This is a genomic window from Stenotrophomonas sp. YJH_SMC_81 (assembly GCF_059370875.1).
In genome coordinates, this window is record NZ_JCAFUB010000001.1 from 227173 (window position 1) to 241592 (window position 14420).

General features: G+C 66.9%; 10 protein-coding genes and 2 tRNA genes. 10 read left to right on the forward strand and 2 right to left on the reverse strand.

Features of this window, described 5'->3' with window-relative positions:
- Window positions 1–34 precede the first annotated feature (34 nt).
- Window positions 35–1708, reverse strand: coding sequence for a thiol reductant ABC exporter subunit CydC (gene cydC / locus AC5P8U_RS01065; RefSeq protein ID WP_334271383.1), 1674 nt, complete (start codon window positions 1706–1708; stop codon window positions 35–37).
- Window positions 1705–3450, reverse strand: a complete 1746-nt coding sequence (gene cydD / locus AC5P8U_RS01070) for a thiol reductant ABC exporter subunit CydD (RefSeq protein WP_088497654.1) — start codon at window positions 3448–3450, stop codon at window positions 1705–1707. The genes cydC and cydD overlap by 4 nt, the downstream gene beginning before the upstream one ends.
- Window positions 3451–3678: 228 nt before the next feature.
- Here cydD and AC5P8U_RS01075 point away from each other — a divergent pair, with 228 nt between their 5' ends.
- The 10 genes from AC5P8U_RS01075 (at window position 3679) to pgaD (ending at window position 14366) form a co-directional block, all read left to right on the forward strand.
- Complete coding sequence (locus tag AC5P8U_RS01075; RefSeq protein WP_053501033.1) at window positions 3679–5268, forward strand: cytochrome ubiquinol oxidase subunit I; 1590 nt, start codon at window positions 3679–3681, stop codon at window positions 5266–5268.
- Window positions 5269–5283: 15 nt separating this feature from the next.
- Window positions 5284–6435 carry a cytochrome d ubiquinol oxidase subunit II gene (cydB, locus tag AC5P8U_RS01080; protein WP_053501030.1) on the forward strand — a complete coding sequence of 384 codons (1152 nt, stop codon included), beginning with the start codon at window positions 5284–5286 and terminating at the stop codon, window positions 6433–6435.
- Window positions 6436–6488: 53 nt separating this feature from the next.
- Window positions 6489–6605 (forward strand): cytochrome bd-I oxidase subunit CydX, encoded by a 117-nt coding sequence (gene cydX / locus AC5P8U_RS01085; RefSeq protein ID WP_072168384.1) that lies wholly within the window; start codon window positions 6489–6491, stop codon window positions 6603–6605.
- A gap of 55 nt (window positions 6606–6660) precedes the next feature.
- Window positions 6661–6737, forward strand: a tRNA-Pro gene (locus AC5P8U_RS01090).
- Window positions 6738–6877: 140 nt separating this feature from the next.
- A tRNA-Pro gene (locus AC5P8U_RS01095) sits at window positions 6878–6954 on the forward strand.
- Window positions 6955–7176: 222 nt separating this feature from the next.
- Window positions 7177–8382, forward strand: a complete 1206-nt coding sequence (locus AC5P8U_RS01100; RefSeq protein ID WP_072168385.1) for a CynX/NimT family MFS transporter — start codon at window positions 7177–7179, stop codon at window positions 8380–8382.
- Window positions 8383–8725: 343 nt separating this feature from the next.
- Complete coding sequence (gene pgaA / locus AC5P8U_RS01105) at window positions 8726–10753, forward strand: poly-beta-1,6 N-acetyl-D-glucosamine export porin PgaA (protein WP_088497653.1); 2028 nt, start codon at window positions 8726–8728, stop codon at window positions 10751–10753.
- A gap of 1 nt (window position 10754) precedes the next feature.
- Window positions 10755–12641, forward strand: a complete 1887-nt coding sequence (gene pgaB / locus AC5P8U_RS01110) for a poly-beta-1,6-N-acetyl-D-glucosamine N-deacetylase PgaB (protein ID WP_447897507.1) — start codon at window positions 10755–10757, stop codon at window positions 12639–12641.
- A gap of 1 nt (window position 12642) precedes the next feature.
- On the forward strand, window positions 12643–13899 hold the full coding sequence (pgaC, locus tag AC5P8U_RS01115; RefSeq protein WP_061478032.1) for a poly-beta-1,6-N-acetyl-D-glucosamine synthase: 1257 nt from the start codon (window positions 12643–12645) through the stop codon (window positions 13897–13899).
- Window positions 13896–14366, forward strand: coding sequence for a poly-beta-1,6-N-acetyl-D-glucosamine biosynthesis protein PgaD (gene pgaD / locus AC5P8U_RS01120; protein WP_072168388.1), 471 nt, complete (start codon window positions 13896–13898; stop codon window positions 14364–14366). The genes pgaC and pgaD overlap by 4 nt, the downstream gene beginning before the upstream one ends.
- Window positions 14367–14420 lie beyond the last annotated feature (54 nt).

A 14420-nucleotide genomic window follows, 5' to 3' on the forward strand; every position in this document is an offset into this window, starting at 1 on the left:
TTGCCGGCCAGCGGCCGGCACTACCGGACCATCGTCACGATTCGCGGATCAACACCCCATCACGCAACCGGTACTGCGCATCGACCACGCCTTCGGGCAGGTCGTCGTGGGTGATCATCAACAGGCTGCGCCCGTCCAGCAACCCGGAGAGATCGTGCAGCAGCGCACGTGCGGTATCCACGTCCAACCCTTCGGTTGGTTCGTCCAGCAGCAGGATCGGCGCGTTGCGCAGCAGCGCCCGCGCCAGCGCCAGCCGTCGCGCCTGGCCGGCCGACATCGTCGCGCCGTTCTCGCCCACCCAGGCCTGCAGGCCACCGTTGCGCTCGGCCCAGTCGCCCAGGCGCACGCGACGGAGGACCGCCCACAAGGCGGCGTCGCTGGCATCGGGATCGCCCAGCCGCAGGTTTTCTGCCACGCTGCCGGCAAACACCGGTGCGTTCTGTGGCAGCCACGCCAGTTGCTGGTGCCACTCAGCCTGGGCGACGTCGCGCAGATCGCGGCCACCATAGGTGATTCGCCCCTGCTGCGGATCCCACAGCCGCAGCAGCAGGCTGGACAGCGTGGTCTTGCCACTGCCGCTGTCGCCGCGGATGGCGATGCGTTCGCCTGGCGCCAGGGTCAGCTGGAGGCCGGACAGCACCGGCCGCGCCGCGCCCGGCCACTGGAAATGCACATCGTCCCAATGCACGCGCGCGGCTTGCGGCACCGGCTGTGGCACTTGCGGATCGTCCACCGTCGGCGGTTGCTCGACGATCGCCTGCAGGCGATCTGCGGCAATGCGCCCGGACTGCAGCGACTGCCAGGCCAGGCCCATGCCGGCCCACAGTTCGATCAACGCCACGGTCAGGAACACGAGGCCCGCCGCCATCTCCGGCGCGATGCGCTGCTGTTCGGCGGCGTGCAGGGCCAACGCCAGCATCGCCACCAGGCCCAGCCCGGCCACCAGGCCGTGCAGGGTCGAGGCCGCGATCAGGCGCCAGCGACGGCGGCGGTCACGCGAGGCCAACTGCTTGGCTGCCACGCGCACCTTCAGCTGCCACGCGGCATCGGCATGCAGCGCGGCCAGATCTCCCGCCCCCTCCAACCCCTCAAAGGCCGCGGTGCGCAATGCGGCGCGATGTGCGGCGCGGTCGGCTTCTTCATCATCGTGGCCACGCACGCCCAGCCACGGCACACCGAAGGCGATCAGCAGCGCCAGCACCGCCAGCAGGACTGCCGCCGACGGCAGGATCAGCGCCGCCGATGCAACCGCCACCACCGACAGCGCACCCAGCGCCACCAGCGGCCCGATCGCACGTACCAGCAGGCCATCAACTTCGCCGATGTCGCCCAGCAGTCGCGCCAGCAACTCGCCGGTACGCGTAGCCCCCAGCCGTGCCGGCGCCAGTGGCAGCGCGCGGCGGAAGAACCAGACGCGCAGATCGCGGGCGATGCGCAGGGTGGCATCGTGGCCCACCAGCTTTTCGAAGTAGCGCGACACGATGCGCGCCATGGTCAAGCCACGGATACCCGCAGACGGCGAGAAGAAATTGAATCCCTGCCCCAGGCCTGCGGCACCGGCCAGCGCGGCCGCGGTGAGGAAACCACCGGACAGGCCCAGCAATGCAGTGCCGGCCAGCATCGTGGTCCACAACAACAGGATCGTCAGCAACAGGCGTGGACGATGACGCAGGAACACCGCGCGCAGCGAATCAGGTGAACGGCTCATGCGCGCACCGCCTGTGCCGGTTCTACCAGGCGGCCTTCCGGCAGCAGCAGGCAACGATCGGCCCAGGCGATCACCGCCGGGCTGTGGGTGGCGACCACCACGCTGCGGCCACGTGCATATGCGGCCAGGCTGCGCAGCAATGCCGCTTCGGTATCGGCATCCAGGAACGCGGTGGGTTCGTCCAGCAGCAGCACCTGCGGATCACGCAGCAGAAGGCGGGCCAGGCCGATGCGACGCGCCTCACCACCGGACAGGCCGAAGCCACGTTCGCCGATCACCGTATCCAGCCCCTGCGGCAGGCGCTGCGCAAACTGCAGTACCTGCGAAGCCTCGGCCACCGCGCGCAGGCGCGCATCGCTGGCGCCGGGATCGGCCAGGCGCAGGTTGTCGGCGATGCTGCCGTGGAACAGGTACGGACGCTGGCTGGCATAGGCCACCTGCACGCCGGGACGCACCTGCAGCTTGCCGGCACGCGGCGGCAGCCAACCGGCCAGCGCCTCCAGCAACGTACTCTTGCCGGACCCGCTGGGACCGACCAGGGCCAGGCGCTGGCCCGGTTCCAGCAGCACGTCCAGATCCTGCAGCACATCGTGCGGCGCGCCCAGCGGACGCAGCACCAGACCCTGTGCCCGCAGCGGCGGCAGCGCGGCCTCGGCCGGCTCCACCGCCAGCGGCGCAGCTTCGTTCTCGATCAGGCCCTGCTCATCGGGCAGCGACTGCAGCAGGCGCTCCACCTCGGCAGCGGCAGCCAGCGCATTGGCACGGTCGTGGTAGTGGGCGGCCAGCCGTCGCAACGGCGCATAGAATTCCGGCGCCAGCAGCAGGCAGAACAGGCCCGCCCCCAGCGTCGGTACCGTTGCATGCAGCGACATCATGCCCAGATAGCTCAGCCCGAGGTACAGGGCGACCATCGCCACGCTGACCGAGGCGAAGAACTCCAGCACCGTGGACGACAGGAAAGCGATGCGCAGAACCTTCAGGGTGCGCACGCGCACGCCTTCGGCAGCCGCCTCGATCCCCTCCAGCTCAGCCTCGCCGCGGCCATACAGGCGCAGCAGGCCCAGGCCCTTGATGCGGTCGGCGAAATGGCCGCTCATCCGCGCCAGCTCACCCAGCTGCGCGCGGCCGGCCGCTTCGGCCCCCCAGCCCACCAGCATCATGAAGAACGGTACCAACGGTGCAGTGAACAGCAGGATCAGCGCCACCACCCAGTCGACCCAGGCTACGGCGGCCAGGATCAGCAGCGGCACCACCACTACTTCGGTGCGTACCGGCAGGAAACCGCTGTAATAGCTCTCGATCGCATCAGCGTGATGCAGCATCAGTTCGCCCAGTTCGCCGGTGCGGCGCTGGCGCAGCCACAGCGGCCCCAGGCCAAGCAGGCGTCCGAACACGCGTTCACGCAGGGCCAACCGCGCGGCATCGGCCACATCACCGGCGGCGGCCTGGGTGGCGCTGCCCAGCAGCGTGCGCGCCACCAGGATCGCCGCCAGACCGCCCAGCACCGGCAACCCCGAGGCCAGCGGCGCGCGCTCTACCAGCACCTGCTGCACCAGCCAGGCGATGGCGGCCGCCTGGCCGATCAACAGGGCACCGGACAGGCTGATGCACAGTGCCGCCAGCCGCTGGCGGCCTCGAGCAGGCCGCGCCAGATCGGCCAGCCACGCGCTGCGGGCGCGCCGCTGGCGGGTCGTTTCGGCGTCCTGGGACAGGGCGACGGAGGAGGTTTCGGCAGCGCTCAAGGGGTCTTCACGGGCAACGGGGGAGACACGGCATTGTAGGCGCAGGCAATGGCCGGCCTCTGCGGCCAGCAGTCGCAGTCTTCATCAGGTTGGCATACGATCGACCGGGGCACCTGTTCATACATTGATCTGGATCAAGGCTGTTTGAAGTAGTCGGTCACATCATTCACGTCGTAGACCACCCTTCCCGCCACCTGCAACGGCACTATCCAACGAGGTAGCCAGGCCATGATTGATCAGACAGTCGTAGAACTGTCGCGGCTGCAATTCGCGCTGACCGCGATGTACCACTTCCTATTCGTACCGCTCACCCTCGGCCTGTCCTTCATGGTGGCCATCATGGAGAGCGTGTACGTGATGACCGGCAAGGAGATCTGGCGCAGGATGACCCTGTTCTGGGGCGTCCTGTTCGGCATCAACTTCGCCATGGGCGTCGCCACCGGCATCGTCATGGAATTCCAGTTCGGCATGAACTGGTCCTACTACAGCCACTACGTCGGTGACATCTTCGGTGCGCCGCTGGCCATCGAAGGCCTGATGGCCTTCTTCCTGGAAGCCACCTTCGTCGGCCTGTTCTTCTTCGGCTGGAACCGCCTGACCAAGGTCAAGCACCTGATGGTGACCTGGCTGATGGCGCTGGGTACCAACCTGTCGGCGATCTGGATCCTGGTCGCCAACGGCTGGATGCAGAACCCGACCGGTGCGGTGTTCAACCCGGAAACCATGCGCATGGAAGTGGTCGACTTCATGGCGGTGGTGTTCAACCCGGTGGCGCAGGCCAAGTTCGTGCACACCGTCAGCGCCGGTTATGTGACCGGTGCGGTGTTCGTGATGGCGATCAGTGCCCTGTTCCTGCTGCGCAACAAGCACAAGGACCTGGCCCGTCGTTCGTTCGCGGTGGCCGCAGCGTTCGGCCTGCTGTCATCGCTGTCGGTGGTGGTGCTGGGTGACGAGAGCGGTTACGCCGCCAGTGAACACCAGAAGATGAAGCTGGCCGCGATCGAAGCGATGTGGGAGACCGAGCGTGCGCCGGCCGACTTCACCGCCTTCGGCATCCCGAACCAGGACACCCACCAGAACGACTATGCGGTGAAGATCCCCTACCTGATGGGCCTGATCGCCACCCGTTCGTTGAACCAGCCGATTCCAGGCATCCTGGAACTGGTCGAGCGCGCCGAACACCGCGTGCGCGGCGGCCAGCTCGCCTACGGCGCGCTGGAACGCCTGCGTGCGAACAAGAACGACGTGGAAGCACGCGAGATGTTCGACCGCCACTGGCAGGACCTGGGCCACGGCCTGCTGCTCAAGCGCTACCGCGATGACATCCTCAACGCCACCCCGCAGGAGATCTCGCAGGCGGCGATGGATACCGTGCCGCGCGTGATGCCGCTGTTCTGGACCTTCCGCGTGATGGCCGGCCTGGGCTTCTACCTGATCGCCTTCTTCGCGCTGGCCTTCTACTACTCGTGCCGCAACAACTTCCAGGACAAGCGCTGGTTCCTCAAGCTGGCCCTGTGGACGCTGCCGGCACCGTGGATCGCGATCGAGTGCGGCTGGTTCGTGGCCGAGTATGGTCGCCAGCCGTGGGCGGTCGATGGCGTGCTGCCGACCTTCTATGCGGCATCGGGCCTGGCCCTGCATGAAATCGTGCTGACCCTGGCCGGCTTCACCGCGATCTACACCGCGCTGATCGTGGTCGAGATCAAGCTGATGCTCAAGGCGATCCGCAAGGGTCCGGACGAGTTGCTGCCTTCGCTGCAGTCGCCCCAGCCGCATGCTTCCCACAATGCCTCGGCGCCCGCCGCCGGCCAGGCCTGAGGCAGGAGAACCAAGATGGATTTCATTCTTCTGGACTACACCACGCTGCGCGTGATCTGGTGGCTGCTGCTCGGCATCCTGCTGATCGGTTTCGCCGTGATGGATGGTTTCGACCTGGGCGTGGGCACCCTGCTGCCCTTCGTCGCCCGCACTGATGCCGAACGCCGCCGGGTGATCAACACCATCGGCCCGGTCTGGGAAGGCAACCAGGTGTGGCTGATCCTGGGCGGTGGCGCAATCTTTGCCGCCTGGCCGCCGCTGTATGCGGTCAGCTTCTCTGGCTTCTACCTGGCGATGTTCGTGATCCTGTTCGCCCTGATCCTGCGTCCGGTCGGCTTCAAGTTCCGCAGCAAGATGCCCAGCGAACGCTGGCGCAACACCTGGGACTGGGCGCTGTTCATCGGTGGCTTCATTCCCGCACTGATCATGGGCGTGGCCGTGGGCAACGTGTTGTTGGGCGTTCCGTTCCATTTCGATGACAGCATGCGCATCTTCTACACCGGCTCGTTCTTCGGCCTGCTGATGCCCTTCGCGCTGCTGGCCGGCCTGCTCAGCGTGTCGATGCTGGTCGCCCACGGTGCGGCCATGCTGGTGATCAAGACCGACGGCCCGGTGGCCGAGCGTGCTGCCCGCTTCGGCAGCATCGCGGCAATCATCGCCTTCGTGCTGTTCGCAGTGGGTGGCGCCTGGGTGGCCTTCGGCCTGCCGGGTTACCAGATCACCTCGCAGGTGGTTACCGATGGCGCCACCAATCCGCTGCTGAAGACCGCCGAACTCGGCGCCGCCGGTGGCTGGATGCGCAACTACAGCGCGATGCCGGCCACGATCCTGGCCCCGCTGCTCGGCCTGGCGGGCCTGCTGGCCAGTGCGGTGCTGCTGCGTGCCCGTCGTGGTGGCCTGGCCTTCATCGCCTCCGGTGCGGCTATCGCCGGCATCATCCTGACCGTCGGCTTCGCCATCTTCCCGTTCCTGCTGCCGTCCTCGAGCCAGCCCACCTCCAGCCTGACCGTGTGGGATGCCTCGTCCAGCCACCTGACCCTGTGGATCATGCTGCTGGCCACGGCGGTGTTCCTGCCGATCATCCTCGCCTACACCACCTGGGTGTACCGTGTGCTGAAGGGCAAGACCACCACCGAAGAGATGGGCAACAACCCGAACGCCTACTGATTGCCGGTGTGCCGGCCGACGGTCGGCACACCCTTGAACAATGGAGATTGACTATGTGGTACTTCGCCTGGATTCTCGGTGCCGGCCTCGCCTCGACGGTGGCCATCCTCAACGGCATGTGGTTCGAAGCCCGCGAGCAGAACCGCATCGAGAACGGAAATCGTCGCTGAGCTGTAAAAAAGCCTTGCCGCCCTGGCCTTCACACGGTATCTTAGGCGGCTCCTTCGGGGTGTAGCTCAGTCTGGTAGAGCGCTACGTTCGGGACGTAGAGGTCGCAGGTTCGAATCCTGTCTCCCCGACCACTCACGTGGTCGCATTGAAGCCTGGTGAAGTCATCCAGGCTTTTTTGTTCCCTGAGGTGGCACTGCTTCGGCGGTGTGAAGAAAACAGCATTCACCCCTTGCCGCCATCGGGGTGAATCGCTAGAATAGGCGGCTCCCTTCGGGGTGTAGCTCAGTCTGGTAGAGCGCTACGTTCGGGACGTAGAGGTCGCAGGTTCGAATCCTGTCTCCCCGACCACTTCGGTGGTCACCAAGAAGCCTGGAAGACATCACTGTCCTCCGGGTTTTTTTGTACCCCGCGCCAGGCCGCCCGCATGACGGGACCTTGCCGGAGCGCACACGTACAATGGCCGCGCTGCCGGCCCACCTGCAGCCCCCACCCCCACCTGCCGCTTCGGCGTAGACCGATGCCGGCGCTGCATGCCGTTGCTGCGGCGTGCGACACCTGCAAGGACCATCGATGAGTTCCTCCACTTCCGATTCGCCGTCGCTGCTGCACGGTCGCGTCCTCGCGTTTGCCGCGATCCTGCTGGCAGCAGTCAACCTGCGCACTGCGGTCACCTCGATCACCCCGCTGCTGGACGTGCTCGGCCAGCAGTTCGGCTTCGGCACCACCATGACCGGCGTGCTGGGCATGCTGCCGACCGCCTCGTTCGCGCTGTTCGGCGTGGCCACGCCGGCACTGGCGCGGCGCCTGGGCCTGGAACGCACCACACTGCTGGCGATGGCGATGGCGATGGCCGGCCTGCTGCTGCGCTCCAGCGCCGGCAACGTCGGCACGCTGCTGCTGGGCTCGGTAATCGCGCTGGCCGGCATGGGCATCGGCAACGTGGTGGTGCCGCCGCTGGTGAAGCGTTACTTCGCCAACAAGGTCGGCACCATGAGCACGCTCTACATCAGCGTGCTGCAGCTGGGCACGATGCTGCCGGCGCTACTGGCAGTACCGATGGCCAACGCTGCAGGCTGGCGCGTGTCGCTGGGCATGTGGGCGCTGCTTGCACTGGCCGCCGCGCTGCCGTGGCTGCTGCTGGCCAGGCGCGCACCGAAGCCGCTGGCCGACGCCGCCGATCCCACCGCGCAGCCGCACGGAAAGGTCTGGCGCACGTCGCTGGGCTGGAGCATGACGCTGATGTTCGGCATGACCTCGCTGATGACCTATTCGATGTTCACCTGGCTGCCGCGCATCGTGGTCGAGGCCGGTGGCACGCCCGCGTTCGGCGGCGTGATGGTGGCCGTGTTCTCGGCACTGGGCCTGCTGCCGTCACTGGTCATTCCGTCGATGGCGGTACGCATGCAGAACCCGTTCCCGCTGGTGCTGATCGGCTTCTTCTCGTTCGTGATCGCCTTCACCGGGCTGCTGCTGGCGCCGATGAAGGCGCCCCTGCTGTGGGCCTGCCTGCTCGGCGTCGGCCCGTCCACCTTCCCGCTGGCGCTGACCCTGATCAACCTGCGCACCCGCACCCCGGCCGGCTCGGCCGCGCTGTCGGGCTTCATGCAGGGCGTGGGCTACAGCTTCAGCTGCCTGGGCCCGTTCCTGGTCGGCTGGCTGCATACCGTCAGCAATGGCTGGACGCTCCCGTTCAGCTTCCTGTTCGGCTGCGCCACCCTGATGCTGTGCGCTTCGTGGGTCGCCTGCAAGCCCCGCAAGCTGGAAGATCTCTGGTAGCCCGGCCGGGGCCGCCAGAGGGCCCCGCCTACCGCTCGTCAGACACCCGGGAAATTTTGACGCCGGACTGACAATTGCGGGCGGATAGTGCCCACGAATGCCCTTCCTTGCCGCGTGCCGGCATCGGGCATGGGGGCGGCGGCGCCGCCCAGGCCACCACTCGGTGTGCGGGGGACTCTCGTTTCAGACAAGACATTGCAGGTCGCTGTCCGGGTTGTATCCGTCTTCAATGGGCGGGAATGCACGAAGGGAGTGACGCGGGCCACGGCCACGCCAAATACTGGCATGTGATTTGCGTCACATTTTCACAGGTTGTCTGGTTCGGAAGCCAAGGGGGTCCCCAATGGTCGTCCACCGCCGGCTGGCGCTCTGCGTCGGCCTCGCATGCACCGCTCTGGCCTGGGCCAGCGGCGCGGCTCCGACCGACCGCGACGCGGCCCTGGCCGAGATCGGCCGCTACCGCGACCAGGCCCGTTGGCTGGATGCGCTCGGCGCAATCGAGCGCGCCAGCCAGCAGCAGCCCAACGACGATCTGCTGTTCAAGCTGCGCGTGCTGACCCTGGGCGACATCGGCAATGCCTGGCGCGCCTGGGAGCTGTACCAGCAGCGGCCGCAGCTGTTCGACGACGCCCAGAAGCAGCGCCTGGAAGGCGACTACCTGGCCAAACTCGTGGTCTGGAGCCTGGCCTACAGCAGCAGCGAGGACAGCCGCCTGGAAGAAGCCGAGTCGACCCTGGCGCGCATGCAGCGCTACGTCGGCGGCGAAGGCACCCCACCCTCGCAGGCGCCACTGCGCATCCGCATGGACCGGCTGATCCTGCTCAACCGGTTGGGCCGCCATGTACAGGTGCGTGAGGAAGCACGAGCCCTGCAGGCCGAAGGCCACACCCTGCCCGACTACGTGCTGCCTGCCGTGGGCGATTCGTTGATGGGCACCCTGCACCCGGAAGAAGCCATTCCGGTACTGCAGGCGGCCGTCGCTGGCGATCCGGCGCGCGACGCCTCGCATTCGGAACTGGCCTACGCCTACCTGGAAAGCGAGCAGCAGGAAAAGGCGATCGACCTGCTGCAGGCATGGCGCGACAAGGAGCCGGCGTGGCGCTGGAGCAATGGCAAATCACCGTACGCGAACTGGTCACGCTACGAGGCCGATCTCAACCTGGCAATGGTGCGCGCTTACAGCGGCGACCTGGTCACTGCGCAGCACGATCTGGAGTCGATGGTGGACATCGCAGCCGGCAACGGAGGCCTGCAGAGTGCGCTGGGCAGCGTCTACATGATGCGCGGCTGGCCACGCAGGGCACTGCAGCGACAGCAGATGGCACACGCGCTGGACCCGCGTGACATCGAACCGCGGCTGGGCATGGAAGAGGCCTACGTCGCCCTGCAGCGCGACGACCTGGCGCGACCGCTGCACGATGACCTGGTCGCACGCTATCCCACCCAACCGGCCGTCGAACGCATGGACCAGGCCTGGCGTGCGCATCGCGGCTGGCAGCTGAAGGCATGGACCGACATCGGCCGCAGCTCCGGTGGCGGTGGCACCTCGCCACTGGGCAACAACGATCGCCACTACGGTGTGGAAGTGGAGACACCGATCCTTGATGACCGCTGGCGGTTGTTCGCCCTGGCCGACCGGCGCTCGACCGATTTCCAGGACCAGCGCATCGATCCCCTGTGGCTGGGTGCGGGCGTGCGCTACCGCTTCGGGCAGCTGGATGCGGAAGCGGCCGTCCTGCGCGCCAACGACCACATCGGCGATACCGGCCTGCGGGCCGGCGTCGGCTGGCAGTTCAACGATTACTGGCACGCCGGCCTGGTGGCCGCGCGCAATGATCCAGAAGCCTCGATGCAGGCGCGCGCGGCCGGCATCACCGCCGACAGCATGAGCGCACAGGTGGACTACCGGCGCAGCGAGCTCACCCACTGGACGTTCGGCGCCAGCCGCTTCCGCTATGACGATGGCAACCACCGCGAACTGTTCAGCACCCGCCTTGAACAGCGCCTGCTGACCCGCCCGCGCTGGCTGATCGATGGCCTCGCCAGTGCCTACACCAGTCGTGGCAGCCGCGACGATGCGCCCTACTTCAACCCGAAGCGCGACCGCATGGTCGAGATCGGGCTGCGCATCGACCAGCAGCTGTGGCGGCACTACGAACGCCACTTCCGCCACCGGCTGACGGTCTCGCTGGGCGACTACTGGCAGGACGGCTTCGGCAGTGCGCTGGTGCCGTCGGTGTCGTACATGCACGAATGGCAGCTGGGCCCGGGCCGCGTGTTCGAGTACGGCGTGCGCTGGTCGCGGCCGGTCTACGACGGCCACCGCGAGCGTCATATCGGCTTCGAAGCCGCACTGCGCTGGGGAGACTGACATGGCCTGCTTCCTGCGACTGATCGTGCTCCTGCTGCTGGCCATCACGCCACCGGCCTTGGCGCAGCAGGCCGCGCATCTCGATGCGATCGACAATGGCCTGCTGATCCTCAGCTACCACGACATCCGCGACCAGGTCGCGGCCAAGGGCGATGCCGATACCTATGCGGTGAGCACGCAGAACTTTGCCGCACACCTGGACTGGCTGGGCGCGCATGGCTATCACCCGGTCTCGCTGTCGCAGGTGATCGATGCCTCGCAGGGGCGGGCCACGCTGCCGCCCAAGCCTGTGCTGCTGACCTTCGATGACGGCCTGCGCAGCGTCTACGACAAGGCCTTCCCGCTGCTGCAGGCGTACCGCTACCCGGCGCTGGTGGCAGTGATCACCGATTACGTGGACATGGCACCCGGGCGCACGATCGACTATGGCTACCGGCCGTTCGGCCACGATGACTTCGTTACCTGGGCGCAGCTGAAGCAGATGCACGACAGCGGCCTGATCGAAGTGGCCAGCCATACCGACGACCTGCACCACGGCGTGCTTGCCAATCCACAGGGCAATTCAACGCCCGCCGTGGTCACCCGCATCTACAGCCCGGCCACGCACAGGTACGAGACTGAAACGCAGTATGAGCAGCGCCTGCGCGCCGATCTCTCGCGCAGCGTGCAGCGCATCAAGCAGCACCTGGGCGTGCGCCCGCGCGCCATCGTCTGGCCATACGCCGCCTACAACCAGTTGAGCAACGACATCGCCGAACAGCTGGGCATGCCGGTGTCCTTCGATCTGGAGGGCCGCAGCACGCCGGTGGCCAGCGACCTGCATGGTCTGGCGCGCTTCCTGGTCAGCGACAACCCGACCGTGGAAGGGCTGGCCTACGAGCTGCGCCGCGATGTCGCGCTCGATGGCATCCGTGCCCTGCAGATCGACCTGGATGATGTCTACGACGCAGACCCGACGCAGCAGGCACGCAACCTCGATGCGCTGGTCGAACGGGTCAAGCGCATCGCGCCGACGCACGTCTACCTGCAGGCATTCGCCGATCCGGACGGCAACAACACTGCCGATGCGCTGTACTTCCCCAACCGTCACATGCCGATGCGGGCGGACCTGTTCAGCCGCGTTGCCTGGCAACTGAAATCCCGCGCCGGCGTGAAGGTCTACGCATGGCTGCCGGTGCTTGGCTTCGAGCTGCCCGACCTGGCGCAGCGCAAGGCGCTGGCGATCCGCAACGGCGATCCCGATGGCATGTACCGGTTGGACTTCACCAACCCGAAGGCCCGCCAGATCATGCTCGACATCTACGAGGACCTGGCGGTCAATTCCTACTTTGAAGGCCTGCTGTTCCATGACGACGGCTACCTGCGCGACACCGAGCTGCCGACACTGGCAGCCGGGGGCGATGGCAGCGCGCGCACGCAGGCGCTGATCAGCTTCACCCTGGCGCTGCGCGACAGCGCGCAACGCTGGCGCCCGAAACTGGCCACCGTGCGCAACCTGTACGCTGAGCCGGTGCTCCGCCCGCAGAGCGAGGCCTGGTTCGCGCAGCGCCTGGACCTGTTCAACAAGGCCTATGACCAGACCGCGCTGATGGCGATGCCGTGGATGGAAGGCAGCCAGCACCCCGAGCGCTGGCTGGACCAGCTGCTGGCCGCAGTACGCGCACATGACCCGCAGCTGCAGCACACCCTGTTCGAGCTGCAGACCGTCGATTGGCGCAACGGGCAACCGATTCCCGCCGAGCGCCTGCGCGCACAGATCCGCCAGTTGCAGGCGCAGGGCGTGCACCACTTCGCCTGGTACCCGGACGATTTCATCGCCGACCAGCCCTCCACCCGCGATGCCCGCGCGGCGATGTCCGCCGGCACCTTCCCGTACCCGGAGAAGTGACATGGACATGCATCCGCTGCTGCAGGTCCTGTTCCAGTTCGCCTTCTACTACCCGATGGTGATGGCGTTCTTCTGGATGTCCGGCGGCCTCTACTACTACTACCGGCGCGAACGCCACTCGCGGCCGCGCAACGACCCTCCATTGATGGTCGATCCGCCCTTCGCGAGCCTGCTGGTGCCCTGCCACAACGAGGCAGAGAACCTGGATGACACACTCACTGCGGCGCTGGCCCAGCGTTACCCCGCCGACTACGAAGTGATCGCCATCGATGATGGCAGCAGCGATGACACCGGCGCGCGGCTGGATGTGCTGGCGGCAAGGCACCCGCGGCTGCGCGTATTGCACCTGGACCGTAACCTGGGCAAGGCCAATGCGCTGCGCATGGGCGCACTGGCCGCTCGCTCGGAGTACCTGGTGTGCATCGACGGCGATGCAATGCTGGAGGAACATGCGCTGCACTGGATGGTCTGGCACCTGGTCAGCGGCAACCGGGTCGGTGCGGTCACCGGCAACCCGCGCATCCGCAACCGCTCCACCCTGCTCGGGCGCCTGCAGGTGGCCGAGTTTTCCTCGATCATCGGCATGATCAAGCGCGCGCAGCGCGTATACGGGCGCATCTTCACCATCTCCGGGGTGATCGCCGGCTTCCGCCGTACCGCCCTGCACCAGGTGGGCTGGTGGTCGGATGACATGGTGACCGAGGACATCGACATCAGCTGGCGCCTGCAGCGCGCGCACTGGGACATCCGCTACGAACCCAATGCGCTGTGCTTCATCCTGATGCCGGAGACCCTCAAGGGCCTGTGGCGGCAGCGCCTGCGCTGGGCCCAGGGCGGCGTGGAGGTGATGCTGCGTCACGCGCGCTCGCTGCTGCACTGGAAAGAGCGACGCATGTGGGGCGTGCTGCTGGAATACGTGCTGAGCGTGATCTGGGCCTACACCATGTTGTTCATCGTGCTGCTGTGGGCACTGGGCAAGTTCATCGAGCTGCCGCCGCAGCTGCATATCGCCAGCCTGCTGCCGCAGTGGCATGGCGTGATCCTGGCGCTGGTCTGCCTGCTGCAGTTCGCCAGCAGCCTGATCATCGACCGGCGTTACGAAACACAGATTGGACGCAACTATTTCTGGGTCATCTGGTACCCGATGGCGTACTGGCTGATCAGCCTTTCCACCACCCTGGTGGCGCTGCCGAAGACACTGCTGCGCCGTCGCAGCAAGCGCGCCACCTGGACCAGCCCTGACCGGGGGATCCGATGAACGCGCAACGCCCCTCCAACCGCTTCGACTCACGGATGATCCGCAAGCCACACCGCCAGCCGCGCTTCCAGCGCACCGCCTGGGGATTCGTCACCCTGGCGTTCTGGGGCTTCTACTTCTACCTGTGGGCGCCCCTGGTGACACTGTTCTCGTGGTTGGTTGGCGGCCAGCTGGCCTGGCAGCAGTTGTACGAACGGCAAAGCCAGTTCGATCCCTACGTGCTGGTGGCATTGCCGCTGATGCTGTTGTGCGCCAGCGTGCTGCTGATCGGTTGGGCCGAGTACAACCGTGCCCGCTTCCGTGGCCGCGAGCGCCGCCTGCCGCGGCCACTGGCCAGCCTCAACGAAGTAGCCGCCGATCTGGGTGCCAGCACCGGCCTGGCCGAACGCCTGATGAGCTGCAAGGCCGCCACGCTGCACATGGATGATCACGCACGCCCGGTCGGCATCCGCCGCGAGGTGGTGTAGCCCGACAGCCCGGTGGATGCCGGCCTTGGTCGGCACCGGGGTCTGCCGCGAAGA

Excerpts from the sequence above, each read along its gene's own strand:
- AC5P8U_RS01075 (WP_053501033.1), top strand. The coding sequence starts at position 3,679 with ATGATTGATCAGACAGTCGTAGAACTGTCGCGGCTGCAATTCGCGCTG.
- cydC (WP_334271383.1), bottom strand. The coding sequence starts at position 1,708 with ATGAGCCGTTCACCTGATTCGCTGCGCGCGGTGTTCCTGCGTCATCGT.
- AC5P8U_RS01100 (WP_072168385.1), top strand. The coding sequence starts at position 7,177 with ATGAGTTCCTCCACTTCCGATTCGCCGTCGCTGCTGCACGGTCGCGTC.
- pgaD (WP_072168388.1), top strand. The coding sequence starts at position 13,896 with ATGAACGCGCAACGCCCCTCCAACCGCTTCGACTCACGGATGATCCGC.
- cydB (WP_053501030.1), top strand. The coding sequence starts at position 5,284 with ATGGATTTCATTCTTCTGGACTACACCACGCTGCGCGTGATCTGGTGG.
- pgaC (WP_061478032.1), top strand. The coding sequence starts at position 12,643 with ATGGACATGCATCCGCTGCTGCAGGTCCTGTTCCAGTTCGCCTTCTAC.
- cydX (WP_072168384.1), top strand. The coding sequence starts at position 6,489 with ATGTGGTACTTCGCCTGGATTCTCGGTGCCGGCCTCGCCTCGACGGTG.
- pgaA (WP_088497653.1), top strand. The coding sequence starts at position 8,726 with ATGGTCGTCCACCGCCGGCTGGCGCTCTGCGTCGGCCTCGCATGCACC.
- pgaB (WP_447897507.1), top strand. The coding sequence starts at position 10,755 with ATGGCCTGCTTCCTGCGACTGATCGTGCTCCTGCTGCTGGCCATCACG.